A 25,599-nucleotide genomic window follows, 5' to 3' on the forward strand; every position below is an offset into this window, starting at 1 on the left:
AGGTGGGGTCAGCCCGTCAGGTATGCCTCGGGCGCCAAATCTGGCGACTGCAAGAGCGCGCGGATTCTAAGGCTTGTGCGGAATTTTCCAATGGCTGTTTGCTGCGACAGTTGGACGCAGGCCACTCAGGGCTGAGGGATAACGACAGGTCATCGTTTTGCACTGCACAAATGCACCAAAGCCTCACACCCAGGCTTTGACCTCAGCCTTGACGACTGACTTGCGATACGTCAGCAAAACGATGCCCGTGACCCCATTCACCGAGCCTCAACGGCGTCCGGTGCGCGTACTCACATCCACCCACACGGCCAACACCAGAATGCTGCCCTTGACGATCATCTGCCAATAGCTGTCGACGTCGAGCATGGACATGCCGTTGTCCAGACTGGTGATGACCAGCGCGCCGAGGAGGGCGCCGTAGACCGTCCCCGAACCGCCGCGCATGGAGGTGCCGCCGATGAAGCAGGCGGCGATGGCGTCGAGTTCACCCATGCTGCCGGCCGAAGGTGAACCGGCGGCCAGGCGCGCGGTATTGACCACGCCGGCGAGGGCGCACATGACGCCCATGATCCCGAAAATCCACAGCTTCACGGCCTGCACATTGATACCGGAAAGGCGCGTCGCTTCCATATTGCTGCCGACGGCATAGACGCGCCGACCGAACACGGTCTGGCTGGTGACGTAGCTGAACGCGCCCAGCAAAACAAGCAGCAGCAAGACCGGCACGGGAATGCCGTCGTAACTGTTGAGCGTCTGGACGAAACCGGCCAGCACGGCGCCGATTACCAACACGCGTATGACGTCTCGCAGCAAGGAATGCGCCGCCAGGCCGTGAAGGGCGCGATTGCGCCGTTGTTTCCAGGTCAGGAACACCGTCAGCGCAAACAGCAGAACGCCCAGACCGGTGCCGATTGCGTGGGGCAAGTAACCCTGACCGATGTAGACGAGTTCCGGCGACACCGGCGCGATGGTCGTGCCGCCGGTAATCCCCAGCAGAATCCCGCGGAACGCCAGCATGCCCCCCAGACCGACAATAAAGGACGGTATGCGCAAGTAAGCCGCCATGTATCCGTTGGCCAGACCGATCAAAAGTCCACAGAGGGCGACCAGGCTCAGATTCGCCAGCAGCGGGACGTGGTAAATCACATCGAGAATGGCGGCGAGGCCACCGAGCAGGCCCAGCAATGAGCCGACCGACAAATCGATCTCGCCGCTGATGATCACCAGCACCATGCCGCAGGCGAGAATTCCGGTAATGGACATTTGCCGCAGCAGATTGGAGAGGTTGCGCGGGGTGAGGAATCCGCCCTCGGTCTGCCAGCTGAAGAACAGCCAGATCAACACCACGGCAAACACCAGCGCGAGCATTTTGTAGCGGGTGAACAGTTGTTTGACCTGATTCATTTACGCGGATTTCCGATCATTATTGTTATGGCTGCCAGGCTGGCTGAGGGCGGCGGCGAGCACCTGCTCCTGGGTGAGTTCATGGTTGACGAAGTCGCCACGCAACTGACCTTCGCCGATCACCAGCACGCGGTCGGAAACGCCGAGCACTTCGGCCAGCTCCGACGACACCATGATGATCGACACGCCTGCGGCCGACAGCGCGCCCATCAATTTGTAGATTTCGTATTTGGCACCGACGTCCACGCCTCGGGTCGGCTCATCGAGAATCAGCACTCGGGGTTGGGTGAGTAGCATCTTCGCCAGGACGGCTTTTTGTTGATTGCCACCCGACAGGCTGGTGATCGGCAGATACGGGCTCGCGGTCTTGAGGTGCAGGCGGGCGATTTCATGATCGATGCTGCCCAGCTCGGCCTCGGCATCGATGCGGGTGAGTTTCGAGTAGTTGTCCAGCACGGCGAGGGTGATGTTCTGGCCGACGCCCAGGTCCGGAATGATCCCCTGGCGCTTGCGATCCTCCGGCACCAGGCAGAGCCCGGCACGAATCGATTTGAGCGGTGTACGCGTGTCGATGGGGTGACCGTCCAGCCAGACTTCGCCCTCATGACGACCCGGGTAGGCGCCGAACAGCGCGGTCACCAGTTCGGTACGGCCGGCGCCGACCAGCCCGGCGATGCCGAGGATCTCGCCGCGTTTGAGGACGAACGAGATATCGTCGACCCGTTTGCGCTTGGGGTTGTCGACGTCGTAGCAGGTGATGTGGCGGGCCTCGAAAATCACCTCGCCAATGTCGTGTGGCTCGCAGGGGTAGAGGTTGCTCATTTCCCGCCCGACCATCTGAGTAATGATCTGTGGAATGTCCATGTCGGCCATGGCGGTGGTGGCGATGTGTTTGCCGTCGCGGATCACCGAAATGGTGTCGCACACGGCAGCCACTTCATCGAGCTTGTGCGAGATGTAGACGCAGGCAACCCCCTTGGCTTTGAGGTCGCGGATGATGTCCAGCAACACCTCGATTTCCGAGCGGCTCAAGGCTGATGAAGGTTCGTCGAGGATCAGCAGGCGGGCCTTTTTGTTCAGGGCTTTGGCGATTTCCACCAGTTGCTGATAGCCACCGCCGTACTGCGATACCGGCAGCGCTACGTTCATGTCGGGGACTTTCAGCTCGCGCATCAAAGCTTCGGCGCGGTGAATCATCGCCGGGTAATTCATCCGCCCGCCTGGCAGCGTCAGTTCATGGCCCATGAAAATGTTTTCGGCCACCGACAGGTCGGGCACCAGCGTCAGTTCCTGGTGAATGATGACGATCCCGGCCGCTTCCGTCTCGCTGATCGATTGCGCTGTGAGCGGTTGCCCGTCCCAGAAGATTTCACCGTCCCAGGTGCCATGGGGATAGACCGCCGAAAGGATCTTCATCAGCGTGGACTTGCCGGCGCCATTCTCGCCGCACAGGCCAACGCATTCCCCCGGTTTGACCTTGATGTCGATACCGTTGAGCGCTTTGACACCGCCGAAGGTTTTGACGATGCCGTTCATTTGCAGCAAATAGTCGGACATGGAGAGGGCTCGTATATCAAAGACTCACACACCACTGAACCTGTGGGAGCGAGCCTGCTCGCGAAAGCGGTGGTTCAGCGGGCATCGATACTGAATGTGCTGCCGTCTTCGCGAGCAAGCTCGCTCCCACAAGGGTTTTCGCACCGGAGATCACTTCCCGGCAATTTGCGCCTTGGTGTAGAAGCCGTCCTGTTCCAGCAAATCGATGTTGTCCTTGGTCAACGGTGTTGGCGTGAGCAGGATGGTGTCGACTTTTTTGCTGCCGTTGTCGTACTGCGAGCTGTAGGTGGGTTTCTCGTTGCGCGCCAGTTGCACCGAGAGCTTGGCCGCTTCGGTGGCGATGAGTTTCAGCGGCTTGTACACGGTCATGGTTTGGGTGCCGGCGATCACTCGCTTGACCGCTGCCAGGTCGGCGTCCTGCCCGGAAATCGGCACTTTGCCCGCCAGTTGCTGCGCGGCCAGGGCCTGGATGGCGCCGCCTGCCGTGGCGTCGTTGGAGGCGACGATGCCGTCGATTTTGTTGTCGTTGCGGGTCAGGGCGTTTTCAACAATGCTCAGCGCTTCGGTCGGGTTCCATTCCTTCACCCACTGTTGGCCGACAATCTTGATATCACCCTTGTTGATGGCCGGTTGCAGGACTTTCATCTGGCCTTCACGCAACACTTTGGCGTTGTTGTCGGTGGGCGCACCGCCGAGCAGGAAGTAATTGCCCTTGGGCGCCGCGTGCAGCACGCCGCTGGCCTGCATCTCGCCGACCTTTTCGTTATCGAAAGAGATGTAGGCGTCGATATCGGCATTGAGGATCAAGCGATCATAGGACACGACCTTGATCCCGGCCTTCTTCGCTTCGGCCACCGCATTGGTCAGCACCGTGGCGTTGAACGGCACGATGACGATGACATCGACGCCCCGGGAAATGAGGTTTTCGATTTGCGAAATCTGCTTTTGCTCGTTGGCATCAGCCGACTGCACGAAGACCTTGGCATCCATTTTTTCCGCCGCCGCGACGAAATAGTCACGGTCACGCGACCAGCGTTCCAGGCGCAGGTCATCAATGGAGAAGCCGATTTTCGGGTGGGTAGCGTCTGCCATCACCGGCAGTGACAGCAACGCCAGGGCAGTGGCCAACAGCGTGCGTTTTACGTTCTTCATGTGGGGCGTCCTTTTATTGTTGTTGGAAAGACACGGCCTGACGATGAATTATCGGGCTGGTAAAACTGTAGAGAATCCGCAGGCGCCGCAGGCACAGATTTGTCGTTGAAATGTCACCGCATGGCGCGCCCGCAGACTCTGTGGGTGATCAGCGATAGATAAACCGGTTGACGACGTTCTCGAGCATTTCCTGGCGGCCGCTGACGGCTTGCGGGTTCAACTCGTTGGTGAACGCGTGCTCGGCCAAGGATTCAAGATTGAAGTCACCCGCCATCACCGCCTGCCCGAACGGCTGCTTCCAGCCGGCGTAGCGTTGATCCTTGAGCCGTTGCAGTTCGTCGTTCTGCACCATGGCCGCTGCGCGTTGCAGAGACAGGGCAAGAACATCCATGGCGCCGACGTGACCATGAAACAGGTCGATCTGATCGAGGCTTTGCCGGCGAACCTTGGAGTCAAAGTTGAACCCGCCATTCTTGAACCCGCCGGCCTTGAGGATTTCGTAGGTGGCCAAGGTCATTTCTTCGACGCTGTTGGGGAATTGATCGGTGTCCCAGCCGTTTTGCGGATCACCGCGGTTGGCATCGATGCTGCCGAAAATCCCCAGCGAGACGGCCGTCGCTATCTCGTGATGAAAACTATGGCCGGCCAGGGTTGCGTGGTTGGCCTCGATGTTGACCTTGATTTCGTGCTCCAGCCCGAACTGCTGGAGGAAGCCGAACACGGTGGCGCTGTCGTAATCGTATTGGTGCTTGGTCGGCTCCTGCGGCTTGGGTTCGATCAGCAGGTCGCCAGTGAAACCGATCTTGTGCTTGTGCTCGACCACCATGCGCATCAAGCGGCCCAGTTGTTCGCGTTCACGTTTGAGGTCTGTGTTGAGCAGGGTTTCGTAGCCTTCGCGACCGCCCCACAACACGTAGTTGGCGCCTTTGAGGCGATGGGTCGCGTTCATGGCGCTGAACACCTGGGCGGCAGCGCAGGCGAACACTTCGGGATCCGGATTGCTCGCGGCGCCAGCAGCAAAACGCGGATTGCTGAAGCAATTGGCGGTGCCCCACAGCAGCTTGATTCCGCTGGCTTCCTGGTGTTGCTCGAGGTGATCAACCATTTGCGCGAAGTGGTTGCGGTACTCCCTTAAAGACTGGCCTTCCGGGGCGACATCGGTGTCATGGAAGCAGTAATAGTCGATCCCCAGTTTGGTGAAGAATTCGAAGGCGGCTGCCGCCTTGCCAATGGCCAGTTCCATCGGATCGCCGGCGTGTTGCCATGGGCGCTTGAACGTCCCTGCACCGAACACATCGGAACCCGGCCAGACGAACGTGTGCCAGTAACAGGCGGCCATGCGCAGGTGTTCGCGCATGGGTTTGCCGAGGATGACCTTGTCGGCGTCGTAATGACGAAAGGAGAGGGGAGACTCGCTGTCCGGACCTTCGTAGCGAATCGGCTCGACATCGGGGAAATACTGCATGGGCCTTGTCCTTGTTGTTCTTGGCGGTGTCTCGATACTAGCAACGGCCCCGTGCCCGCTGATTATGAAAAACACCAACACGGGGTGCGATTTTGCGTATTGAGCTTCGTCGCCCACACGCCTAGTCTGTCTGCATCGCCTCCGGAACAAGGGGCTCAGAACAAGCATAAAAACAATGAAAACCGTACCGCCTGTTCACCGCATCGCCCTGTTGTTCAACGGCAGCAAGATTTACGACCGTGGCATCATCAGCGGCATCGGCAACTACCTGAGCAGCACCCGGGCTTCATGGGATCTGTTCCTTGAAGAGGACTTTCTCTGTCGCTTGAAAGGCATCGAGCGCTGGCAGGGTGACGGCATCATTGCCGACTTCGACGATCCGCTGATTGGCGAGGCGCTGGCCGATATCCATTTGCCGGTGGTAGCGGTGGGGGGCTCGTACGAAGACAAACGCGCCTATCCGAAAGCGATTCCATACGTCGCCACCGATAACAACGCGCTGATGACGCTGGCCTACACCCATTTGATTGAGGCGGGACTGCAGCGTTTCGCCTGCTTCAGCCTGCCGGAAGCGCAGGCCAATCGCTGGGCTCAGGAGCGGGAAAAAGCCTTTCGCAAACTGATGAAACGCGATGGATTGCACGGCGAAATCTATCGCGGCATGGGCACCAGTGCACCGTTGTGGGACAGCGCCGTCGAACAACTGATCGCCTGGCTGCAAAGCCTGCCCAAGCCCATCGGCATCATCGCCGTCAGCGACGCCCGCGCGCGCCAGTTGCTGCAAGCCTGCCTGACCGCCGGCATCGCCGTGCCGGAGCAGGTGGCATTGATCGGCATCGACAACGACCCGCTGACCCGCAGCCTGACCCGAGTCCCGCTGAGCTCGGTCATCCAGGGCACCGAAACCATGGGCCGTACCGCCGCGCAACTGCTGCACCAGATGCTGCACGGCATGCCGTCCACCGGCACACAAATCCTGATTCCTCCCGATGCGGTCAATGTGCAGGTGTCGAGCTTGCACCAACCCTTGGGCAATCCGTACGTCATGCAAGCGCTGCTGTTCATCCGCCAATATGCTTGCCAAGGCATCAAAACGGCGCAGGTGGCGGCTTATGTCGGCGTATCGCGCTCGTCACTCGAAGCGCATTTCCGCGCTGAGCGAGGCTGCAGCGTGCATGACGAGATCCTGCGTTTCAAACTCGCGGCGGCCACCAGCGGGCTGAAAAATACCGACTCGGTGATTGCCGACGTCGCACGCAGTTGTGGCTTCAAGTCGGCGCAGTATCTGCACACGGTGTTCCGACGGGAGCTGGGGTGTACGCCTCGTGAGTATCAGCAAGGGGCAGGGATGAGCTGATGAGTGGGCTGTGTGCGAGTTTGTTGGCGGGCCTTTGTGCTGGTCCAAAGCTCACTGACCTTTGTTGTGTAAGTCTGGCTCAACAGCTCGCGACGCATCGCCCATCCAGGCTCCGCCGGCACGCTAGCTACCCGGAGGACTCCCTCTTGGGGAGGCTGCTCCAGAACTCAAAGCGGTCATTCAAGCTGTGCACCCAGCATTCCTGTTTCGCCACCACTCACTGTCGCATTTGTAATGTTGCGTCCAGGGGACTCAATAGTTCGCTTGAGGGTGTACCATCAGACTCTGCTCATCAGATATCAGTCAGCCATGTCCACGCTTAGCGAAGAGAGCCGCCGGATCGTAGCTTCTCTGGCGCAGGGTGTCGGTCTTAATGCTGACACTGCAAGCATCGCCGAGGCGATTGTTGCGAAATTGCAGGCTATGGACGCAGCCCTTACGCCGATTATTGGCCAGCAAGGGGTTGTCGCCCTGTACCGGCGCAGTTTACATCTGTGTGTTTCTGCTCATCCGCATCTCGCCGGCACCTATGACAGTCTGCCGGCCGCGATGGATCTTATTGCCCTTAAATCCATACTCGTCGAGCAGCAGGACACCGAAGCACTGTTTTGTGGTGAAGTGTTGCTGACTACTTTCTACGAGCTTCTGACCACACTGATCGGGCCCTCGCTCACCGCTAGTTTGCTTCGTGGCGTGTGGGAACCTTCTTTGAGCGACACCCCCTCGCAGGAAAATTCGCCATGAGCACCAAAGTGACTATCAACCGTCTGGCCACCGGCGTGCCTGGACTGGACGAGGTGCTGGGTGGAGGATTGCCGGAATTTTCGTTCAATCTGATTGCCGGCCCTCCTGGTTGCGGCAAGACCACGCTGGCCCACCAGATGATGTTTGCCCTGGCAACGCCCGAACGCCCGGCGCTGTTCTTTACCGTCCTGGGTGAACCGCCCTTGAAGATGCTGCGTTATCAGCAGCAATTCGACTTTTTCGACAGCGAAGCGATCAACCAGTCGATCCGTTACATCAACCTGGCCGACGATACCCTGGCCGGGGATCTGGACGAGGTGCTGCGGCGCATCGTCAGCGAAGTCGAAGCGCATTCGCCGGCGCTGGTGTTTGTCGATTCGTTCCGCTCAGTGGTGCTGGCCAGCCAGACTCAGGACAACCCCAACAACAACCTTCCGCAGTTCGTTCAGCAACTGGGCATGCTGATGACGACCTGGCAAGCGACGACGTTCCTCATCGGCGAGTATTTCACTGAAACCGACACCAACCCGATTTTTACCGTGGCCGATGGCCTGATCTGGCTTCGACAAAGCGTTCAGCGCAACTCCATGGTACGCAAGCTGGAAATCATGAAGATGCGCGGCCAACCGACGTTGCCGGGCCTGCATACCTTCCGCATCGCAACTTCCGGGATCAAGGTTTTTGCACCCGTAATAGCTAGCCCGTTCGATACGCCGCTGGAATCACCGATCAAGCGCTTGGGCATGGGGGTAGCGCGGCTCGACGAGATGCTCGGGGGAGGCCTGCCTCGGGGCTATTCGTTGCTGGTGGCCGGGCCATCGGGGTCAGGCAAAAGCATCCTCGCGGCGACCTTCCTCGCCGAAGGCGCGCGCAACGGCGAAACCGGCGTGATCGCAGTATTCGAACAACGGCCCAATCACTCGCAGAATGCGACCCTATCGGGTTTGATTGCGAGCGGGCAGGTCGGTCTGGTGGATAGTCGCGCTCCCGATCTTTCGATTGACGAAATTGTCCAGCTGTTGCTCGGCGAGATCACCCGGCTGAAAGCCACTCGCGTGGTCATCGACTCGCTGTCGGGCTTCGAACTGGCGGTGGCGCCGACCTTTCGCGAGGACTTTCGCGAGTCGCTGTCGCGCATGGTCACGGCGCTGACCAATTCCGGGGTCAGTGTATTGATGACCTCGGAGCTGGAAGACCGTTACACCGACTTGCGTTTCAGCCCTTACGGCACGGCGTTTCTGACGGATGCGATCATCGTCCAGCGCTATATTGAGGTGGAGAGCCGGTTGCTGCGCATCATGGCCGTGGTCAAGGTTCGCGCCAGTGCGCACTCTGATGAGTTACGTCAGTACTTCATTGATGATAGTGGCCTACACATCGGTGACATGTTGCCGGAGCAAGAAGGTTTGCTCGGTGGGCGACCGACAAGGCAGGTTTTGAGCAAGGTCGATAGATGAGCGAAGAATGATGAGTGAGGCCAGCGGCAAGAATGAACAGGCTTTAGCCACTGCTGCACGCGAGCTGTTCCTACTGGGCCGGAAAACGGTCGCGGCTCGTGCGGCACTCGCGGCGCTGCACAAGGAACTCAGCGAAGCTAACAGCCAGCTTGTTGATACCTTGCAAGTCGAGCAACTCATTGAGGCCAATCAGCAGTTGGTGCTGGCGATTTTATCGGCGCAGTCGGATGTTGAAGATCAGAAAAACGCTCAGGCAGAACAGCATCTGTACTTGGAAATGCGCGAAGCCAACGAGCGATTGGTTATCGCAGCGCTTAGCGCCCAAGACTTACAAATTGCAGCTGAACAGGCATTGGAGCAGCAGCGCAATATTCTTTCTATAGTGGCCCACGAGCTGCGAAATCCACTGACGCCTATCAGCATGATTGCTGGCCGGCTGGTGCGAATTCCTCGCGAAGAGTTGCCACGCATGCAGCTATTGATTGAAGGCCAGGTACAGCGGATGTCCCGACTGGTGGAAGATTTGCTCGACATTGCTCGTGCTTCCACCGGTAAATTTCGCCTGAACTTCCAGGTTACTAACATGGCTGACATCATTAGTGACGCAATAGCAATCTATACCCCGGTCATGCTCGCTCACGGCTTGAGTTTCAGCTCAGAACGCTTGGAATCTCGTTTAGCGGTGAACGGCGATCCTGTAAGGCTGACGCAGATTATTGATAATTTGCTGGGTAACGCAGCCAAGTACACGCCGACCGGCGGCACTGTCACACTTGCCGTTTCCGTTGAAGACAATCTGCTGGAAATTCGCATTCGTGATTCCGGCATTGGTATCTCAGCCAAAGCGCTGCCTTTTATCTTTGAGCCGTTTGTCCAGGATGATCATGCAGTGGGTTTCAATGGCGCAGGTTTAGGCATTGGTCTGACGGTGGTGCGAGAGTTGGTTGAAGCCCATAGTGGAACAGTGTCCGGTACAAGTGCGGGGGAAGGTAAGGGAAGCGAATTCGTAGTGAAAATACCGCTGTTAAATCCCGGATCCCACTTCCACCAAGATTCCTCGCATTCCACCCTATAAATCGGGATATGATCGCGCTCAACGACTCAGACCCACATGACTTATGGCCATCGATCTTCAAGCGCTCTACCCCAAACTGATCCACCTGATGCTGGATACTGTTTTTGTGGTTGATGAAAGCGACCACATTGTTTTTGTGAGTGATGCCTGTAAGGCCCTGTTGGGCTACCTCCCTGATGAGCTGATTGGCACCACTATCACAAGCTATATGCATCCTGAAGATCTGGATGCGACGCGAGCTTCGATTTCCCGGGTCATGAATGGTCAACCTCATTTCGATTTCCGGAACCGTTACATCCGCAAGGATGGGGCAGTCGTGTACATCCTGTGGGCTGCATTCTGGTCGGAGGAGGTTGGTGCCAGGATTGGGGTCGCTAGAAACGTTACAGCTTTAGCTAAAGCCGAGGAGGAGTTACGCTTCCTCGCTCATCACGATCCGCTGACGAAATTAACCAATCGGTCGCTCTTTAGTGATCGACTGATATCTGCACTGCAGACTGCGCAGCACCACGGTAATGAGCTGGCTCTGCTTTTTTTGGATATAAATGACTTCAAGAGTATCAATGATGTCCATGGTCACGCAGCCGGAGATAGTGTTCTGCGCATTGTTGCCCAACGTCTAAAAAGCTGTGTGCGTGAGACAGACACCGTGGCTCGCATTGGCGGCGATGAATTTACGGTGCTGCTTACAGACGTCCAGTCGAGGGACACGATTTCCAAAAAGTTAGAGCAGATTCACAACGTCATGGCTGAGCCACTGGGCCCTGAGTTCGGCACACTCAAGATGCCATTGTGCAGTATTGGCGTTGCCTATTATCCCGAACACGGAAATGATGCCGACACACTGCTCACCCATTCGGATAGTGAAATGTACCGAATGAAGAGGTGTCGCTCCTTGGAGAGTTAAGCGTGGGCTCTGAATGTAGCTGTCCGGTATGTCCAACCCCCTTCAACTCCAGTGCAGAGCGTGGCGCCGCGTAACTTCATCTCTTTAGCCACATCGACGATCCATTCGCAGCGCCTACCGATGATTCAAGTTGCTCCAGGCAATCAACCCGAGTCAGGCGTCCAGCTTGTTGTAAGTAAACGCATGCCACCGATTACTGCATTGGCCCAGAGCGAAAATGGCGTTAGCATTCCACCACTCGGCTTAAACAGCCTGTTTTTCAGATCAGGGTCGCATTGTGGAAAAGCTAAAACGCCTCGAAAGTGGAATCGAAGGGCTCGACGCTCTGCTCAAGGGCGGGCTGGTAGCGGGCTCTTCATACATAATCCAAGGGCGCCCGGGGTCTGGAAAAACGATCTTGGCCAACCAGCTTGGGTTCCATCACGCGCAAAAGGGTGGGCGGGTTCTAGTCGCAACGCTGCTGGCCGAGTCACACGATCGCCTTTTTCAATTTCTTTCGACTCTGAGCTTCTTCGACTCTTCCAAAGTCGGGGCTGAAATCCAGTTTGTCAGCGCATTCGATACTTTGGAAAACGAAGGTTTGGATGAAGTAGTGAAGCTGCTTCGGCGTGAGATAAGCCGTCAGAAAGCCACCGTTATGGTGGTGGACGGTTTGCTAAATGCGCGTTCAAAAGCTGATTCCCATATCGACACCAAGAAATTCATCTCTGAGTTGCAAGGGCACGCCGCGTTCGCTGGTTGCACGGTGCTGTTTCTAACCAGTTCTCGCCTTGACGATGGCAGTCCTGAGCACACGATGGTTGATGGTGTGATTGAGATGGGCGAAGAGTTGTATGGCACTCGTTCGGTACGTCGAATTCAGCTGCGTAAAACTCGCGGCAGCGGAGCAATGACCGGTCTTCACGAGTGTGAAATTACCGACAATGGCTTGGTTGTTTATCCACGGCTCGAAAGTCTCTACAGCCATCCGTCCTCTCCCGACAGCGCCGACATGACGCGTATCGCCAGTGGCATTGAATCACTGGACCCTATATTGGGCGGAGGCCTGCACAGTTCCAGTGTGTCTCTGGTCATAGGACCCTCCGGGATTGGTAAAACGACGCTGGGCCTCAAATTCCTGGCCGAGTCGACCGTGGAAGCGCCGGGCCTGCATTTCGGCTTCTACGAGAGCCCACAACGGTTGCGACTCAAGGGCCAATCACTGGGCATCGATATAAAAAGCATGGAAGACAGCGGCGCATTGACCATTGCTTGGCAACCCACCACAGAGGGCCTTCTGGATGGGTTGGGCGCACGACTACTGAATCTCGTTGAAGAAAAGGGCATCAAGCGCCTGTTTATCGATAGCCTGAGCGGTATGACGCGAGTCTCGACAAATCCGGCGCGGATTACAGACTTCTTCAGTGCACTGATGAACGAGCTGCGATCCAGGGGCGTTACAGTATTTGCCTCTTGGGAAATGCGCGATCTTTTTGGCTCCGAGGTCAGCGCACCGAACTCTGACCTGTCCAGTATCGTCGACAATCTGATGCTCATGCGGTTCTCTGAGAATCATTCTGAACTTAGCAGGACGCTTTCCATTCTTAAAATACGAGACAGCTCCTACGATCCTTCGCGGTTTGTGGTCGTGATCCGTGATCAAGATGTTTTCCTGGAAAAGGCTTCAAGACGTGAACCATCAGTTCCCGCTGAGTCATCGCCCGGTTCAATTTCTTAAGCTTTTGAGTGGGTTGAATTAACATGTCCACCATCCTGGTCGTCGACGACGAGTATTTGATCGCTGACATTCTCAGCTTTGCGCTAGAGGATGAGGGGTTCATGGTGGTGACGGCCAGCAATGGTCGAAAAGGGCTGGAGGTACTGGATAGAGAACGACCTGCCTTGATCATTACCGACTTCATGATGCCTGTCATGGACGGCCTGGAATTCGCCACAGCCGTTCGAGCTCTCCCTTCAGCTAGTCAATTGCCGATCATCTTGATGAGCGGTGCTCAAGCACATATCGGTATGCAGAGATCGGATTTGTTTGATGCCGTACTGGCAAAACCATTCGATATCGACTTGATCATCGCCGAAGTTAAAAAGCTCTTGGCTGCTGATTAGTCAACTGTCTCGCAAGGCGTATTTGATGGGCAGATCGACTGCGATCTCCATATGGAGCAGGCTTAGATGGCCAGCTCGGTTCAGACCTTCATACCTTCATAAGTCTCAAGCCTGGCTGCCTTCGGGTGGGCGGCTACCGAGGTTATCGGTTACAAAGTGACTTTTGGCCGTAGATGAACGGACTTGTTTTTGCCGTTTTCTATGGCTCTTTAAATCGATGAAGTTTTTCGTTGTAACTCAGCCAACTGGGCTTTCAGATTCTCGACTTCAGCCTCCAACTGGCGGACACGCTCGCTAGTCTCGACCTGGACAGTAACGTCCTTCTGGATGCCGATGTAATAGGTGAGTTGATCCGCGTCGTTGAACACTGGGGTAATCGACAGCTCATTCCAGAAAGCACTGCCGTCTTGGCGATAGTTTCGAATGATTTGCCGGCAAGGCTGAAAATTCTTTAATGCCTCGCGGATAGCCACAATGCCTGGTTGGTCCCGGTCATCGCCCTGCAGGAACCGGCAATCCTGATACAAGGTGTCCTCAGTGCTGTAGCCCGTCAGGCGCTGGAAGGCCTGGTTGGCGTAAATAAGAACGTTCTCATCGCCTTCCTGCTCTGCCACGACGATGCCATCGTTGGATGTCTCGATCATCAGTTTCAGCAATTGTGCATCGATCATTTTCAGAGTCCCTGTGACTTTCACGGAAGTCTATACCAACCTTTCCGATCTGACGTTTAGAGGTGGCTGGCTGAATCGGCATATTTATTGCGTTGCTAACGATAAGTTGCGTTATAGCTAGCAAAAATAGGGAGGGCCTTTAATCATGATTGCCACGTCGCGTCAGGCGGTTATCTGTACACCTCATGCTGAAGCGAGTGCTGCCGGCATGCGCGTTCTCGAAGCGGGAGGCACCGCGATCGACGCGATGTTGTCGGCCAGCGCCATGCTTGCAGCGGTTTTTCCGCACATGACCGGGCTGGGCGGCGATGCGCTGTGGATGATCCATGATCGTCGGGTACGCACCATTGTAGGGATCGGGCAGGCCGGGCAGCGCTTGCCAGAGGCCGGCAAGATCAGCCTGCGCGGCCCCGCGTCGGTCGCCACGACAGCGGGAGCTCTGGCCAGTTGGCAGACAGCGGCCACTATCAGTCGCCATGAATGGGGCTCGAAACTGGGTTGGGCCGATCTGCTGGAGGACGCGGCATTCATGGCCGGGCAGGGCACGCCCGTCTCACAATCGCAATTGTTCTGGCAGACCCTGCGTCAGCCGCTGATCGAGCAACTGCCGGATCTCCATCACCTGTGCAAGACCGAGGGCCGCTGGTTGCACGAAGGCGACATTCTGCGTCAGCCAGAACTGGCCAATACCCTGCGCCATCTTGGGCGGCACGGTGTTGAAGACTTCTATCACGGCGAGCTCGCGCAAGCCTTCGGCGCAGCATTTGACCGCTTGGGTTGCGGCTTGACGGCCGCCGACCTGGCTCAGACCCGAGCCCTTGAAGCTGCGCCGATTTCCGTGCGCTATCGTCAGGGCACGCTGTACAACGTCGCGCCGCCTTGTCAGGGCCTCTACACCTTGCAAGCCATGGCCGCACTGCAGCACAAGCCGTTGGCCGACGTTGGCAATGGCAGTGCGCTCTACTATCACTACCTGGTTGAAGCGATCAAACAAAGTCTGCTGCGCCGCAATGCGCAATTGTGCGATCCGCTGACGTCTGACCGGGATTTCACCTTGAGCCTGCAGGCGGCAAAGATTCAAGCCTATGCGGATGCCATTGATGATCAGCGTGCGGCACCCTGGAACGAACCTGGTCGTCCCGCCGACACGGTCTGGATGGCCGCAACCGATGAGCAAGGGCGTACTGCATGCCTGATCCAGAGCCTGTTTCATGATTTCGGCTCCGGCTGCGTAATGGGCGATACCGGCGTGTTGTGGCAGAACCGTGCCGCCGGGTTCAATGGCAATGCGGGCCATGTCAACGGCTGGGCGCCGGGCAAGCGGCCGGCACATACACTGAACCCTTCCTGCTACTTGGCGGACGACGGCCGTCGCTGGTTTTTCGGTACGCAAGGCGGCGATGGCCAGCCACAGACGCAAATGGTCCTGGCGACGCAGTTGATCGACTATCAGCAACCCATTGACCTTGCCCTGCAGACCCCACGCTTTCTGCTCGGCCGCAGCTTTTTCGACAGCACCGATAACCTCAAGCTGGAATTCGATATGCACGAGTCGACGATCACCGGCCTTGCCGCACTGGGCCACGAAGTGGAAGTGATTCCGGCACTTAGCGCCATGACCGGCCACGCCGGGATAATCGCGATTGACGTCGATGATCAACGCAGCGCCATGCACGATCCCCGGGGGGAGGGCGTCAGCCTGGGTCAATCGAGCTGAGCTGCCCGTCACAAGGTTTGCCGCCGCCGGGGCGGCTGGCGGATAATGCCGCCCATTGCTTGCCGCCAGCAGTTTTGCGTGACGGCATGAGGCCTTTTGGAAAAAGAGGAAAGGATGGGCTTGACCACAGTCACCGCCAAACAGCTTGAGGTCCAGCGCATCGTCGACGCGTTGTACAAGGCCATCGCCCAGCATCGCCTGCCACCTGGCACGCGATTGATCGAAGCGCAGATTGTCGAAACGCTGCAAGCCAACCGCAATCATGTGCAAGTCGCATTGCAGCGCCTGGCCATGCAAAAAGTCGTGACCATCGAAGCCAACCGCGGCGCCATGGTCGCCCAGCCAACCGCACGCGAGGCCAGGGATATCTTCAGCGCGCGGCGGGCCATCGAGCGGGCCATTGTCGAAGCGATCACCCCGGCGGTCATGCGTAAACAGCGTCAGCGCGTGGCCAGCCACATGGACAACGAACGCAAGGCCACCAACGACACCGACCGCCGCGCCATCGTCAGGGAACTGAGTGAGTTTCACTTGATGCTGGGCGAGCTCAGCGGCAATACCGTGCTCAGCGATATCCTCGCCAACCTGATGGTGCGCAGTTCGTTAATCGTCGCGTTGTATCAGCGTAACGACGTGCCGTCCTGTGCGTCCGATGAACACCAGGAAATCATTACGGCGCTGGAAGCGGGCGATAACGCCAAGGCAGTCAAGGTCATGATCGAACACCTGGACGAGCTGGAAGGGCAACTGGCTCTGGAAGAATCAGCGCCTGAAGAGTTCAACCTCAAGCAGGCGTTAAGCGACTGAAATATTGCCGCAAGCCACGCTAGGGCTTGAGTATTACCCCTGCTGGCCTGCTGAACGTTGGACGTCCAGCCTTGTAGCCCATTAACGGCGCGCTGATCTCAGCGATCACTGCAGACGGTGAAGGCGCGTCGAAGACGATGAAATCTGCACGGCAACCAGGTAGCAGGCCGTAATCCGTCAGGCGTAGCAGGCGCGCCGATTCGCTGGACACCCATCCTAGGCATTGCAGCAACTCCGGCACAGTACCCATCTGACTGACGTTGGCGAACAGGTTGGCCTGGCGAATCAGCGAGGCGTCGCCATAGGGCGTGAACGGGTTGCCGATGTTGTTGGTCGAGATCGAGCAGGTCACCCCGCAGGCGTGCAACTGAGCCAAGGGTGCAAGACCGCGTGGTTTGTTATGAAAGGCATCGCGCCCCATCAGGAACAGATCGGTGCTGGGCAGGCAAGTGACCTGCACGCCAACGTCCGCCAACTGCCGGCCCAACTCCATCAGATGTTCACGGGGCAACGTCGACAGTTTGGTGACATGGCCGATGGTCACTCGACCGCCCCAATTATGCAGTTGTGTACAGCGAGCCACTTCCATCACGGTCATGCCTTCAGGATTCAGATCGAAATCCAGGTGCAAGTCCAGATCACAATCGTAAGCCACGGCCAGTTCAAACAGGCGCTGAATCTGCCCGAGAGGATCAGTGTCCATGTAGGGGCAGCCGCCAAGCACCGTGGCGTCGCTCTCCAGCGCCTGGCAGAGCAGGGCTTCGGTGCCGGGGTTGTTGAGTAGCCCTTCTTGAGGAAATACACAGATTTGCAGCGTGATCGCCCAGGCGTAATCGGTCTGCAGGCGTCGGATCGCATTGAAGCCGATGAGCCCTATTTGCGGGTCAAGTTCGACGTGGGTGCGCATGAAGGTGGTGCCCTGCAGGATTGCCTTGTCCAGCACCTGTGCACCGCGCAGATAGATGTCTTGCTCGGTGAATTCGGCTTTAGCCGCCCGTGTCTGGACAATCGCCTCGGCCAGCGTGCCTTGCTGCAAATGGCAGCGCTGCATGATGCACGCCTTGTCCAGATGGATATGGGTCTCGATCAGCCCTGGCAGTATCAGGTGACCTTGCAGGTCGAGGGTTTCCCATGCGGTTGTGGCTGGGTTGAAGGCCGGGACGAAATAGCCATTCTCGATATACAACACCGCGCTCGCAGAGGTCTTTTCGCCGATGCGCGCATTAATGATTTTCAGGGCACTCATGCGCTGACTCCTTCACCCAGATACGCGGCAGCGAGTTCATTGTCGCCGCGCAACTGCGCGGCGCTGCCGGACTTGACGATGCAGCCGGTTTCCAGCACGTACGCCCGATCGGCGACTTGCAAGGCAAGGTTGGCCATTTGGTCCACCAACAACAAGGTCACACCATCGTCACGCAAGGCTGCCAAGGCGTCGTACAGCTCGCCGATCATCGCCGGGGAGAGGCCCAGCGACGGTTCGTCGAGCAGCAGTATTTTGGGTTTGGCCATCAAGCCGCGACCCACGGCAACCATTTGCTGTTCGCCACCGGACAGCAGGCCCGCCGGGCTGTCGATGCGGTCGCGCAAGCGCGGGAAGCGCCGCAGGATCGCCTCGATTTCGGCACCGGCATCGAACGCTTCGCGTCGCGAATAGCCACCCAGCAACAGGTTGTCGCGCACTGTCAGGTAGGGGAATACCTGGCGACCTTCCGGAACCAGTGCCAAGCCCTTGCCGGCGATGCCACTGGCGCTGGCCATCTCGATGTTTTCGTCGTCCAGCAGGATGCTGCCGCTGGCGGCCCGATGCAGCCCGGCCAGGCACTGCAGGATGCTCGATTTACCCGCGCCGTTGGCACCCAGGATCGCCACCATCTCACCGGGATTGACCACGAGGTTGACCTTGTTGACCACCGGCGCAGCGCCGTAATCGATCACCAGATCCTTGACGTATAACCGCGCGTCGCGACTGCCATTCCAAGTCTGTTCACGTGGCGTCGCCTGATAGTCGGTCCCACCCAGATAGGCGGCTATGACTTGTTTGTTCTGACGAATTTCGGCCGGTGTACCGAAGGCGATCGGCTTGCCCGCGTCCAGCACCAGCAGGCGTTCCGACACCGACATCACCAACGCCATGTCGTGCTCGACCAGAATGATCGTCAAGCCGAAATCCGCCAGTTTGCGCAGCAGTACCGCCAGTTCATCGGTGTCGCGTCGGCTCAGGCCAGCGGCGGGTTCGTCGAGCAGCAGCACCGCGGGGGCGGTCGCCAATGCCCGGGCAATCTCCACCAGACGACGGTCCACGTGGGGCAAATCCTCGGCTGCGATGTTGACCGCGCCGCGATAGCCGACCAATGCCAGCAGATCCAGGGCGAGGTCGCGTTGCTCGGCACTGCACAGCCTGAACGGTGATCCGAGGCGGCCTTTCTGCATGGCCACCAGCAGATTGTCGAGTACCGACATATCGCCGAATAACTGAGTGGTCTGGTAAGTGCGGGCAATCCCGGCGCGAGCCGTTTTCCAGGCGGGCAAGCCGGCCAGGGCCGCTTGCAGTTCGATCTGGCCACTGTCAGGCGCGTAGAAGCCGCTGATCATGTTCAGCACCGTGGTTTTGCCTGCACCGTTGGGCCCGATAATGCTGGTGATGCTGGCGGCGGGGGCGTGCAGACTTACGTGCTGCGCGGCCTGGACGCCGCCGAAGCGAATGCCGATGTCGGTGACGCGTAAACCGCTCGAGCGCCCACGACTTTGCAGATGCGCGGCCAGCCTCGCTTGATTGATCGTGTTGGGTGGCACCAGGTGCGTGGGTTTGATCCAGCGCCGAGCGAGAGCGCCCAATAGGCCGTTGGGTGCGATCCACAGCACTATCAGGAGCAGGGCAGAGAAAATTAACAGACGATATTCGGCGAAATCCGAGAGCAACTCCGGCACCAGCACAATCAGCAGCGCACCCAGTAACGGGCCGAACAACGTCCCGCTGCCACCGACAATGACGGCCAGTACGAACAGGATCGACTGCGAAAACGGAAAGGATTCGGGGTTGATAAACATCAACAGTGGAGCCAGCACAGCACCCGCCAGACCGGTCAGCGCCGCCGACAAGGCGAAGGCCAAGGTCTTGCTCAGAACCGGATTGAACCCCAGCGAGCGGGCGGCGATCTCCGCTGCCTTGACGGCGCGCATGGCTTTGCCAAAGCCGCTGTGGCGCAGACGCTGATAAAAGGCGAGGGCGCCGATCATCAAGGCTGCGGCAATCAGTGCCAACAGGATGGCCGGGTCGAGACCGGCAAACTCAGGCAACGGAATGCCCATCAACCCGTTGGAACCACCGGTAACGTCACGCCATTCGATCAGGCCGTGATGGACGATGAAGGCAAACGCGATGGTGATCATCGCCAGATACGGGCCGCTGACGCGCAACGCAGGAATCGCCAGCAACGCACCGATCAGGCCAGTGACGACAGCTGTCACCGGCATCGCCAGCCACAGCGGCCAGCCCGCGATGGTCAGCAGTGCCGAAACATACGCGCCAATGGCATAAAACGCGATATGGCCAAAGGAAATCTGGCCACTGAGGCCAATCAATATATTGAGCCCTACACCGACCACTGCCGCCAGCGCGCAGAGGGTGAAGACCAACAGGGAATAGCTGTCTAGCGTGAACGCCAGGCCAACGCAGAGCAGCGCCAGCAACGCGATGAACACCGGGCCGAGCAGAGTTTTGAAGTCATTCATACTTTCACCAGTGCCTGACTGCCGAACAGGCCGTTTGGACGGATCGCCAACGCCAGAATCACCAGGGCGAAGGTCAATATCTGCGTGAAGGCCGAGCCGAAATACAGGGTGATCAGCGCCTCCGAGAGACCGAACAACAACCCGGCGGCAAACACCCCGCCGGCGCTGGTAATTCCGCCAAGGATCGCCACGGCGAACGCCTTGAGGCCGAACAGCAGACCCATCTCGGCATTGACGCTGAACAGGGGCGCAATCAGCAGACCCGCCAGGGCCGCGAAGACGGTTGAGATGGCAAACGCGATGGCAACCACCCGATTGACGTTGATGCCCATCAGCATCGCCGCACGTGGATTTTGCACGCAGGCTTCCAGCACCTTGCCCAGCCGGGTGTAGCGCCGCACCAGAAATAGCGCGAGCGCGATGGTTGCGCCGGCCACCGGGATCAACAGTTGCAGTGCGCCAACACTGGCGCCTGCCAGTTCAACATTGACGTTGAGCAGACTGCTGGTGAATTGCCGAGGCTCCTTGCCGAAGGTAAACAACGCCAGGTTATCTACCAGAATGCCGCCGGCCACCGTTGCCATCAGCCATGCCTGCGAGCCACGACTGTGAAACGGCCGCACCAGCCAGCGCTCGATCACCAGGCCATAGAGCGCATTGAGGATCAGCGTGGCCGGCAGTGCCAGCCACATCGACCATCCCCAGGTAATGCAAAAGGTGTAGCCCAGCACGGCGCCGACCATCATGGCACTGCCTTGAGCGAAGTTGACGGTGCGTGAAACCACATAGGTCAGGTGAAAACCCAGCGCCAGCAGGGCGTACATACTACCTAGCCCAAGGCCGGTGACGATGGCAGCGGTGAACATGGCGAACTCCTCAGGGCTTGAGTGGAACGATCTGGTCGTCGACGAAATGAGTGAACAGATAGTCGTCCGGCCCCAGCGCGTCATGTTTTTTGGCTGTAAAAGGCTGCTGGTAGCGCTTGATCAGGCCCTCATAACCCTCGATCGCATAGAAGCCGTTGCGCACGGCAGGACCATCGGTATTGCCTGCCTTTTCAATGGCCAGAGCACTCAAGTGCAGCGCGTCGTAAGCATTGGCAATACCCACGGCGGGCGTGACGTCGGCCAGGCCTTTGATCTGCGGATAGGTTTTTTTCAGAGCGGCGAATACTGCGTCGCCCTTGGCGCTGTTGTGTTCTGTGAACACGTAGGTCTGGATGAAATGCACCCGCGAAGCGTTCGGGCCGGCCAATTCACCGAAGCGGCCACCGGCCGGCCCCCAGTGCGACACCACCGGCACGTCCCAACCCATACGATCCAGAGACTTGACCACTTGCGCTGACGGGCCGACGTTGCCGACCATCAGCAGGGTGTCGGCCCCGGCGTTTTTGAGGCGTGTGAGCTGTGGCACCACATCGAGGTCGCTGTCCTGGATCCGCTCGACGCCGGCATTGGCCAGCCCGCGCTTCTCCAGGGCGCGCTTGAAACCCGCTTCATTGGATTCACCCCACGGGTTATTGATGAGGATCATCCCCGGCTTCTTCATCCCTTTCTCGGCGCCGTATTTCACCAGCGCTTCATCCACCAGTTCATCGACGGCCGAGACGCGGAACACATAGTTATCCGCGGCACCGTTCTCGGTGATTTTCGTGCCGGCGGCCCAGATGCCCATGAACGGCACTTTCAGCTGATTGGCCAGAGGCACGATGGCCAGGGAAACCGGGGTGTCCAGCCCACCGAAGAGCACGGTGACTTTCTCGCGCTGAACCAACTCGCGTGCCGCCAGCATGCCTTTGGACGGATTACTTTCGTCGTCGCGGCGCACCAGCTCGAGTGGCCGGCCGAGCACGCCACCCTTGGCGTTTACCTCATCGATGGCGATGGTCAGGCCGCGAGTCAGCGCCTCGCCGGATTTCGCCGACTGCCCCGACAGAGCAGCGACAAGACCAACCTTGATCGGAGGTTCGGCCGCTTGGGCACCACCAGACAAAACCACATTGAGCGTGACTGCCGCAGCCACGGGAAACACAAGACGCTGCAGGTTTAAAAGCGGGAAGGCCATTGATCATTCTCCTGATTGCTAGCATTTGCATAATTATTGCTAGCAAGTAGGATGCCAGTCAGCCGCCCCAATAAAGCGGGGGAGAGGGCGCAAATAACTTGAATCCAAACGCGCCAAATTAACGCGCCCTGCACTAAGCAGAGGCGTCGATCCAGTGCTTATCAATAGTCAGTCAGGAGATTCGACGATGCCGCAGGAAAATACAGACGTGCAGATTGTCAGCAGCTTTCTCGAGGCCTCCATGGCGCCCGATCCCGTCAGGGCCGCGACCTTCATGAGTGCCGATGTGAAGATCACTTTCACCGGCGGCCGGGTCATGCCTGATCCACAGGCCATCACGGCGTTCAACGGTTCCCGTTATGCCTGGGTAAAAAAAGCCTTGGGCAATTTCGACTGGATGGATCGCGGCGATCACACCGTGGTGTATTCCAACGGTACCTTGTATGGCGAATGGTCCGATGGGCGCAGTTTTTCCGGTAATCGCTATCTGGATCGCTTCGAAGTGCGCAACGGCAAGATCACCCACATGGATGTCTGGAACGACAGCGCCGAATGGCTGTTAATGCCGGAAATCGCCAAGGCTTGAGTTCACACAGTGTTGAGGCGACAGGTCGGGGCACCGGTCAGGAACAAGAAGCCAGCGCAACAATGTCCAGAAGTTGCGTGCTGATTTTTTGTACATACGAAAACGCCGCTCAATGAGCGGCGTTTTCGGAACAGGCAGTGAAGCACCCCTGAATGTTGCGAGCCTTAGGCGTCGCCGTTCCAGGGACGATCTCCATTCTCGTCCTTGATGCGGGTCGGCAGACCCATTACATCCAGTGCCTTGAGGAACGGCTCAGCCGGCAGCTCCTCGACGTTGGCCATACGCTGCACATCCCACTCGCCGCGGGCGACCAGCAGGGCAGCAGCGACAGGTGGTACGCCGGCGGTATAGGAAATGCCCTGGCTGTCGGTTTCGGCAAAGGCTTCTTCGTGGTCGGCTACGTTGTAGATGAACACTTCGCGCGGCTGGCCATCCTTGGTGCCTTTGACCAGATCACCGATGCAGGTCTTGCCGGTGTAGCCGGGCGCCAGCGAACTCGGATCAGGCAGCACGGCCTTGACCACTTTCAGCGGCACAACCTCCAGGCCTTCGGCGGTCTTGACCGGTTTCTCGGACAGCAGGCCAAGGTTCTTGAGTACGGTGAACACGTTGATGTAGTGCTCGCCGAAGCTCATCCAGAAGCGCACGTTGGGCACGTCCAGATTCTTCGACAGCGAGTGCACTTCATCGTGACCGGTCAGGTACAGGTTCTGCGACCCTACGACTGGCAGGTCGTCGGTGCGCTTGACTTCGAACATGGTGTTACTGGTCCACTGGCTGTTCTGCCAGCTCCACACCTGTCCGGTGAACTCACGGAAATTGATTTCCGGATCGAAATTGGTGGCGAAATACTTGCCATGGGAACCGGCATTGACGTCGAGAATATCGATCGATTCAATTCGGTCGAAATACTGTTGCTGCGCAAGTGCAGCATAGGCGTTGACCACGCCTGGGTCGAAACCCACACCGAGAATGGCAGTGATGTTCTTCTCTTTACACTCTTCGAGGTGATTCCACTCGTAGTTGCCGTACCAGGGCGGCGTCTCGCAGATTTTGCCCGGCTCCTCGTGAATGGCAGTGTCCAGATAGGCTACACCGGTATCGATACAGGCACGCAGTACCGACATGTTGAGGAACGCGGAACCGACATTGATGACGATCTGTGATCCGGTTTCGCGGATCAGCGACTTGGTTGCCTCGACATCCAGCGCATTCAGCGAGAAGGCTTTGATGTCGGCGGGTTGTTTAAGGCTACCCTTGGCCTTGACGCTGTCGATGATGGCCTGGCATTTGGAGATGTTGCGCGACGCGATAGCGATACGACCGAGTTCATCGTTATGCTGTGCGCACTTGTGGGCCACCACCTTAGCGACACCTCCTGCACCAATGATAAGAACGTTCTTTTTCAATTGCTTTTACTCTCCTTTATCTGTCCGTTAAGAAAGGCTGGACAGGTAGTCTTCATAACCAAATTGGCGCACCACTTCGACCGTTCCGTCGAGTTGCTTCACCACGATGGATGGCATTTTCAGGCCGTTGAACCAGTTTTTCTTGACCATGGTGTAACCCGCGGTATCGATGAATGACAGTCGATCACCGATGGCCAGCGGACGGTCAAATTGGTACTCGCCGAAGATGTCCCCGGCCAGGCACGACTTGCCGCACACCATGTAGGTGTGATCACCCTCGCTGGGTGCCAGCTTGGCATTGAGGCGATAAATCAGCAGGTCAAGCAAATGCGCTTCAATGGAGCTGTCGACCACGGCCAGGTGCTTGCCGTTGTAGAGGGTGTCGAGCACCGTCACTTCCAGTGAGGCACTGTTGGTGATCGCCGCTTCACCGGGCTCCAGGTAGACCTGCACGCCGTACTTTTGCGAAAACGCCTTCAACCGCGCACAGAAAGCATCCAGCGCATAGCCTTCACCCGTGAAGTGAATTCCGCCGCCCAGACTGACCCAGTTGACCTTGTGCAGCAGCTCACCGAAGCGTTCTTCGATGGTGCAGAGCATTTGGTCGAACAGACCGAAGTCGCCGTTCTCACAGTTATTGTGGAACATGAAGCCGGATATCTGATCGATAACGCCTTCGATCTTCACCGGGTCCCATTCGCCGAGACGGCTGAACGGACGCGCCGGGTCGGCCAGCAGATAATCGGAACTGCTTACTTTTGGGTTGACTCGCAGGCCGCGGACTTTGCCTTCAGCGCGCTTGGCAAAGCGTTGCAGCTGGCTGATGGAGTTGAAGATGATCTTGTCGCAATTGTCGAGCATCTCCTCGATCTCATCGTCGGCCCAAGCCACGCTGTAGGCGTGGGTTTCGCCTTCAAACTTCTGCCGGCCGAGCTTGAGCTCGTACAGCGACGACGAGGTGGTGCCGTCCATGTATTGCTGCATCAAGTCAAACACCGACCAGGTCGCGAAGCACTTGAGCGCCAGCAGGGCCTTTGCCCCGGACTGTTCGCGCACATAGGCAATCTTCTGCATGTTGATCAGCAGTTTCTGTTTGTCGATGAGGTAGTACGGTGTTTTGATCATTTCGAGGCCTCCGGCAAGGCCAGCCAAAAAAGGATGCGCATTGTGCCCGGACTGACTCCATATCGAAAGAGCTGAGCGTACGAGTCATTCAGAGAACCCGAGATTTGCTTTGCCGTACCGCGAAGTATTTGCCAAGGGCCAGAGCAAGGTCAGCGTGTTGGGGCCGATGCTCGAAGCCGAGGCCGCGGAACCATATAGAGGATTGTGCTTATGAAGGGGTTTCGAAATGAACCTGATTGAGGGGAGGGAAGTGGCCCATCCACT

General features: G+C 58.0%; 21 protein-coding genes and 2 pseudogenes. 10 read left to right on the forward strand and 13 right to left on the reverse strand.

The window, feature by feature from the left end; genetic code table 11:
- Window positions 1–267: 267 nt before the first annotated feature.
- The 4 genes from ICA15_RS23380 to xylA all read right to left on the reverse strand — a co-directional run bounded on the left by ICA15_RS23380 (window position 268) and on the right by xylA (window position 5,578).
- Window positions 268–1,404: a sugar ABC transporter permease gene (locus ICA15_RS23380; protein WP_210554791.1), complete on the reverse strand. Its 1,137-nt coding sequence runs from the start codon at window positions 1,402–1,404 to the stop codon at window positions 268–270.
- Window positions 1,405–2,961, reverse strand: coding sequence for a D-xylose ABC transporter ATP-binding protein (xylG, locus tag ICA15_RS23385; RefSeq protein ID WP_210554792.1), 1,557 nt, complete (start codon window positions 2,959–2,961; stop codon window positions 1,405–1,407). It abuts the gene before it with no gap.
- Between the two features lie 150 nt (window positions 2,962–3,111).
- Window positions 3,112–4,113, reverse strand: coding sequence for a D-xylose ABC transporter substrate-binding protein (gene xylF / locus ICA15_RS23390; protein ID WP_210554793.1), 1,002 nt, complete (start codon window positions 4,111–4,113; stop codon window positions 3,112–3,114).
- A gap of 148 nt (window positions 4,114–4,261) precedes the next feature.
- Window positions 4,262–5,578: a xylose isomerase gene (gene xylA / locus ICA15_RS23395; RefSeq protein WP_210554794.1), complete on the reverse strand. Its 1,317-nt coding sequence runs from the start codon at window positions 5,576–5,578 to the stop codon at window positions 4,262–4,264.
- 175 nt (window positions 5,579–5,753) lie between these two features.
- Here xylA and ICA15_RS23400 point away from each other — a divergent pair, with 175 nt between their 5' ends.
- Entirely contained in the window at window positions 5,754–6,935 is a 1,182-nt protein-coding gene (locus tag ICA15_RS23400; RefSeq protein WP_210554795.1) for a XylR family transcriptional regulator, read from the forward strand.
- Here the strand turns inward: ICA15_RS23400 and ICA15_RS23405 are convergent.
- A pseudogene (locus ICA15_RS23405) lies at window positions 6,911–7,078 on the reverse strand (DUF4113 domain-containing protein); the annotation flags it as partial. The gene ICA15_RS23400 and the pseudogene ICA15_RS23405 overlap by 25 nt on opposite strands.
- 166 nt (window positions 7,079–7,244) lie before the next feature.
- Here ICA15_RS23405 and ICA15_RS23410 point away from each other — a divergent pair.
- From ICA15_RS23410 to ICA15_RS23425, 4 genes are read left to right on the forward strand one after another with little or no spacing between them, the layout of a single operon-like run.
- Complete coding sequence (locus tag ICA15_RS23410; RefSeq protein WP_224450910.1) at window positions 7,245–7,679, forward strand: hypothetical protein; 435 nt, start codon at window positions 7,245–7,247, stop codon at window positions 7,677–7,679.
- Window positions 7,676–9,136 carry an ATPase domain-containing protein gene (locus ICA15_RS23415; RefSeq protein WP_150603521.1) on the forward strand — a complete coding sequence of 487 codons (1,461 nt, stop codon included), beginning with the start codon at window positions 7,676–7,678 and terminating at the stop codon, window positions 9,134–9,136. Before ICA15_RS23410 ends, ICA15_RS23415 begins: the two co-directional genes overlap by 4 nt.
- Before the next feature lie 10 nt (window positions 9,137–9,146).
- Complete coding sequence (locus ICA15_RS23420) at window positions 9,147–10,211, forward strand: sensor histidine kinase (protein WP_210554796.1); 1,065 nt, start codon at window positions 9,147–9,149, stop codon at window positions 10,209–10,211.
- Between the two features lie 43 nt (window positions 10,212–10,254).
- Entirely contained in the window at window positions 10,255–11,118 is an 864-nt protein-coding gene (locus tag ICA15_RS23425; protein ID WP_150603523.1) for a sensor domain-containing diguanylate cyclase, read from the forward strand.
- A gap of 10 nt (window positions 11,119–11,128) precedes the next feature.
- Here ICA15_RS23425 and ICA15_RS23430 read toward each other — a convergent pair.
- Window positions 11,129–11,225, reverse strand: a pseudogene (locus ICA15_RS23430) (DUF190 domain-containing protein); the annotation flags it as partial.
- Between the two features lie 167 nt (window positions 11,226–11,392).
- On the opposite strand from ICA15_RS23430, the gene ICA15_RS23435 reads away from it, so the two are divergent.
- Both ICA15_RS23435 and ICA15_RS23440 read left to right on the forward strand, forming a co-directional pair.
- The gene (locus tag ICA15_RS23435; protein ID WP_191626457.1) at window positions 11,393–12,835 is read left to right on the forward strand and encodes an ATPase domain-containing protein; all 1,443 of its coding nucleotides are present in this window, start codon (window positions 11,393–11,395) and stop codon (window positions 12,833–12,835) included.
- Between the two features lie 23 nt (window positions 12,836–12,858).
- Window positions 12,859–13,221, forward strand: coding sequence for a response regulator (locus ICA15_RS23440; protein ID WP_150603525.1), 363 nt, complete (start codon window positions 12,859–12,861; stop codon window positions 13,219–13,221).
- A gap of 209 nt (window positions 13,222–13,430) precedes the next feature.
- Here the strand turns inward: ICA15_RS23440 and ICA15_RS23445 are convergent, their stop codons facing one another.
- Window positions 13,431–13,892 carry a PAS domain-containing protein gene (locus ICA15_RS23445; protein WP_210554797.1) on the reverse strand — a complete coding sequence of 154 codons (462 nt, stop codon included), beginning with the start codon at window positions 13,890–13,892 and terminating at the stop codon, window positions 13,431–13,433.
- A gap of 145 nt (window positions 13,893–14,037) precedes the next feature.
- On the opposite strand from ICA15_RS23445, the gene ICA15_RS23450 reads away from it, so the two are divergent.
- Together ICA15_RS23450 and ICA15_RS23455 are read left to right on the forward strand one after the other, a co-directional pair.
- Window positions 14,038–15,609 carry a gamma-glutamyltransferase family protein gene (locus ICA15_RS23450; protein WP_210554798.1) on the forward strand — a complete coding sequence of 524 codons (1,572 nt, stop codon included), beginning with the start codon at window positions 14,038–14,040 and terminating at the stop codon, window positions 15,607–15,609.
- A 114-nt stretch (window positions 15,610–15,723) separates the two neighbouring features.
- On the forward strand, window positions 15,724–16,416 hold the full coding sequence (locus ICA15_RS23455; RefSeq protein ID WP_210554799.1) for a GntR family transcriptional regulator: 693 nt from the start codon (window positions 15,724–15,726) through the stop codon (window positions 16,414–16,416).
- 19 nt (window positions 16,417–16,435) lie between these two features.
- Here the strand turns inward: ICA15_RS23455 and ICA15_RS23460 are convergent, their stop codons facing one another.
- The 4 genes from ICA15_RS23460 to ICA15_RS23475 are packed head-to-tail and all read right to left on the reverse strand — an operon-like array spanning window position 16,436 to window position 22,215.
- A complete protein-coding gene (locus ICA15_RS23460) occupies window positions 16,436–17,662 on the reverse strand; it encodes an amidohydrolase family protein (protein WP_210554800.1) in 1,227 nt (408 codons plus the stop codon).
- On the reverse strand, window positions 17,659–20,151 hold the full coding sequence (locus ICA15_RS23465; protein WP_210554801.1) for a branched-chain amino acid ABC transporter ATP-binding protein/permease: 2,493 nt from the start codon (window positions 20,149–20,151) through the stop codon (window positions 17,659–17,661). Before ICA15_RS23465 ends, ICA15_RS23460 begins: the two co-directional genes overlap by 4 nt.
- Window positions 20,148–21,017 (reverse strand): branched-chain amino acid ABC transporter permease, encoded by an 870-nt coding sequence (locus ICA15_RS23470; protein WP_210554802.1) that lies wholly within the window; start codon window positions 21,015–21,017, stop codon window positions 20,148–20,150. Before ICA15_RS23470 ends, ICA15_RS23465 begins: the two co-directional genes overlap by 4 nt.
- A gap of 10 nt (window positions 21,018–21,027) precedes the next feature.
- Window positions 21,028–22,215 carry an ABC transporter substrate-binding protein gene (locus ICA15_RS23475; protein WP_210700007.1) on the reverse strand — a complete coding sequence of 396 codons (1,188 nt, stop codon included), beginning with the start codon at window positions 22,213–22,215 and terminating at the stop codon, window positions 21,028–21,030.
- 187 nt (window positions 22,216–22,402) lie between these two features.
- Between ICA15_RS23475 and ICA15_RS23480 the strand changes: the two genes are divergently transcribed.
- Window positions 22,403–22,801: a nuclear transport factor 2 family protein gene (locus ICA15_RS23480; RefSeq protein ID WP_150603533.1), complete on the forward strand. Its 399-nt coding sequence runs from the start codon at window positions 22,403–22,405 to the stop codon at window positions 22,799–22,801.
- Between the two features lie 164 nt (window positions 22,802–22,965).
- On the opposite strand, the gene ICA15_RS23485 is transcribed toward ICA15_RS23480, so the two are convergent.
- On the reverse strand, window positions 22,966–24,210 hold the full coding sequence (locus ICA15_RS23485; RefSeq protein WP_150603534.1) for a saccharopine dehydrogenase family protein: 1,245 nt from the start codon (window positions 24,208–24,210) through the stop codon (window positions 22,966–22,968).
- Window positions 24,211–24,237: 27 nt separating this feature from the next.
- On the reverse strand, window positions 24,238–25,335 hold the full coding sequence (locus tag ICA15_RS23490) for a carboxynorspermidine decarboxylase (protein WP_210552737.1): 1,098 nt from the start codon (window positions 25,333–25,335) through the stop codon (window positions 24,238–24,240).
- Between the last annotated feature and the right edge of the window lie 264 nt (window positions 25,336–25,599).

It is taken from the genome of Pseudomonas sp. P116 (assembly GCF_020149425.1).
Lineage (GTDB): Bacteria > Pseudomonadota > Gammaproteobacteria > Pseudomonadales > Pseudomonadaceae > Aquipseudomonas > Aquipseudomonas anatoliensis.

What these genes read in the sequence shown, in the direction of transcription:
- ICA15_RS23465 (WP_210554801.1), bottom strand. Translation starts at nt 20,151, where the DNA reads ATGAATGACTTCAAAACTCTGCTCGGCCCGGTGTTCATCGCGTTGCTG.
- ICA15_RS23440 (WP_150603525.1), top strand. Translation starts at nt 12,859, where the DNA reads ATGTCCACCATCCTGGTCGTCGACGACGAGTATTTGATCGCTGACATT.
- ICA15_RS23490 (WP_210552737.1), bottom strand. Translation starts at nt 25,335, where the DNA reads ATGATCAAAACACCGTACTACCTCATCGACAAACAGAAACTGCTGATC.
- ICA15_RS23380 (WP_210554791.1), bottom strand. Translation starts at nt 1,404, where the DNA reads ATGAATCAGGTCAAACAACTGTTCACCCGCTACAAAATGCTCGCGCTG.
- ICA15_RS23415 (WP_150603521.1), top strand. Translation starts at nt 7,676, where the DNA reads ATGAGCACCAAAGTGACTATCAACCGTCTGGCCACCGGCGTGCCTGGA.
- ICA15_RS23475 (WP_210700007.1), bottom strand. Translation starts at nt 22,215, where the DNA reads ATGGCCTTCCCGCTTTTAAACCTGCAGCGTCTTGTGTTTCCCGTGGCT.
- xylF (WP_210554793.1), bottom strand. Translation starts at nt 4,113, where the DNA reads ATGAAGAACGTAAAACGCACGCTGTTGGCCACTGCCCTGGCGTTGCTG.
- ICA15_RS23425 (WP_150603523.1), top strand. Translation starts at nt 10,255, where the DNA reads ATGGCCATCGATCTTCAAGCGCTCTACCCCAAACTGATCCACCTGATG.
- ICA15_RS23460 (WP_210554800.1), bottom strand. Translation starts at nt 17,662, where the DNA reads ATGAGTGCCCTGAAAATCATTAATGCGCGCATCGGCGAAAAGACCTCT.
- ICA15_RS23455 (WP_210554799.1), top strand. Translation starts at nt 15,724, where the DNA reads ATGGGCTTGACCACAGTCACCGCCAAACAGCTTGAGGTCCAGCGCATC.
- ICA15_RS23470 (WP_210554802.1), bottom strand. Translation starts at nt 21,017, where the DNA reads ATGTTCACCGCTGCCATCGTCACCGGCCTTGGGCTAGGTAGTATGTAC.
- ICA15_RS23410 (WP_224450910.1), top strand. Translation starts at nt 7,245, where the DNA reads ATGTCCACGCTTAGCGAAGAGAGCCGCCGGATCGTAGCTTCTCTGGCG.
- ICA15_RS23400 (WP_210554795.1), top strand. Translation starts at nt 5,754, where the DNA reads ATGAAAACCGTACCGCCTGTTCACCGCATCGCCCTGTTGTTCAACGGC.
- ICA15_RS23420 (WP_210554796.1), top strand. Translation starts at nt 9,147, where the DNA reads ATGAGTGAGGCCAGCGGCAAGAATGAACAGGCTTTAGCCACTGCTGCA.
- ICA15_RS23450 (WP_210554798.1), top strand. Translation starts at nt 14,038, where the DNA reads ATGATTGCCACGTCGCGTCAGGCGGTTATCTGTACACCTCATGCTGAA.
- xylG (WP_210554792.1), bottom strand. Translation starts at nt 2,961, where the DNA reads ATGTCCGACTATTTGCTGCAAATGAACGGCATCGTCAAAACCTTCGGC.
- ICA15_RS23445 (WP_210554797.1), bottom strand. Translation starts at nt 13,892, where the DNA reads ATGATCGATGCACAATTGCTGAAACTGATGATCGAGACATCCAACGAT.
- xylA (WP_210554794.1), bottom strand. Translation starts at nt 5,578, where the DNA reads ATGCAGTATTTCCCCGATGTCGAGCCGATTCGCTACGAAGGTCCGGAC.
- ICA15_RS23480 (WP_150603533.1), top strand. Translation starts at nt 22,403, where the DNA reads ATGCCGCAGGAAAATACAGACGTGCAGATTGTCAGCAGCTTTCTCGAG.